The sequence below is a fragment of the Nitrobacter sp. 62-13 genome, from assembly GCF_001896955.1.
In the GTDB taxonomy this organism is placed as follows: domain Bacteria; phylum Pseudomonadota; class Alphaproteobacteria; order Rhizobiales; family Xanthobacteraceae; genus Nitrobacter.
In genome coordinates this window covers 1-1,341 of sequence record NZ_MKRN01000124.1, presented here as the reverse complement: position 1 = coordinate 1,341, position 1,341 = coordinate 1, and the positions used below count along the sequence as shown (strand labels likewise).

The following is a 1,341-nucleotide window of genomic DNA, read 5'->3' as shown; positions in this document are numbered from 1 at the left end:
GAAGCGCGGCTTCGTCACCTTCGACCAGCTCAATGAAGTGCTGCCTTCCGACACCACCTCGCCTGAGCAGATCGAGGACATCATGTCGATGCTCTCCGACATGGGCATCAACGTGTCCGAGTCCGAAGACGCCGACAGCGAGGAGGAGAACAAGGAAGAGGGCGACGACGAGACCGACAACGAACTCGTCGAGGTCACGCAGAAAGCCGTCACCGAGGTCAAGAAGTCGGAGCCGGGCGAGCGCACCGACGATCCCGTGCGGATGTACCTGCGCGAGATGGGCACCGTCGAGTTGTTGTCGCGCGAGGGCGAGATCGCCATCGCCAAGCGCATCGAGGCCGGCCGCGAGGCGATGATCGCGGGGTTGTGCGAGAGTCCGCTGACTTTCCAGGCCATCATCATCTGGCGCGACGAGCTCAACGAGGGAAAGATCTTCCTGCGCGACATCATCGACCTTGAAGCGACTTATGCGGGGCCCGACGCCAAGAACAACATGAACCCCTCGCTGCTTGGCGCGCCGGTCGGCCCCGACGGCCAGCCGTTGCCGGCGGACGCCACTGCTGCATCCGGCGAGGGCGATCTCGACGCCACCGTGGCCGCGCCCCCCGCAGCGCCGTCGTCGCCGACGCCGTTCCGTCCCGCGCGCGGCGCGCCTGGCGGTGCCGGCGAGCGCGACGAGAAGGACCCGGGCGAGGCCGCCGCCGAAGGCGAAATGGAGGAGGACGACTTCGACAACCAGATGTCGCTCGCCGCCATCGAGGCTGAACTGAAGCCGAAGGTGGTCGAAACCTTCGACAAGATCGCCGAGAACTACAAGAAGCTGCGCCGCCTGCAGGAAGCCGACATCTCCAACCAGCTTCAGAATGAATCGCTCTCGCCCAACCAGGAGCGTCGCTACAAGAAGCTGAAGGACGAGATCGTCGTCGAGGTGAAGTCGCTGCGGCTCAATCAGGCGCGCATCGATTCTCTCGTCGAGCAGCTCTACGACATCAACAAGAGGCTGGTCTCGTTCGAGGGTCGCCTGCTGCGGCTCGGCGACAGCCACGGCGTGGCGCGCGAAGATTTTCTGCGCAACTATCAGGGCTCGGAGCTCGATCCGCGCTGGCTCAACCGGGTCTCGAAACTCTCGGCCAAAGGCTGGAAGAATTTCGTTCACCACGAGAAGGACCGCATCAAGGAGCTGCGTGGCGAGATTCAGCAGCTCGCGGCGCTGACCGGACTCGAGATCGGCGAATTCCGCAAGATCGTGCACAGCGTGCAGAAGGGCGAGCGCGAGGCGCGCCAGGCCAAGAAGGAAATGGTGGAAGCGAACCTGCGGCTCGTCATCTCCATCGCCAAGAA

General features: G+C 64.0%; 1 protein-coding gene. It reads left to right on the top strand.

Annotation, left to right across the window (positions count from 1 at the left end; translation table 11 throughout):
* Positions 1-1,341 (top strand): RNA polymerase sigma factor region1.1 domain-containing protein (locus BGN91_RS09840; RefSeq protein WP_292612668.1); only part of this gene is annotated, 1,341 nt, incomplete at both ends.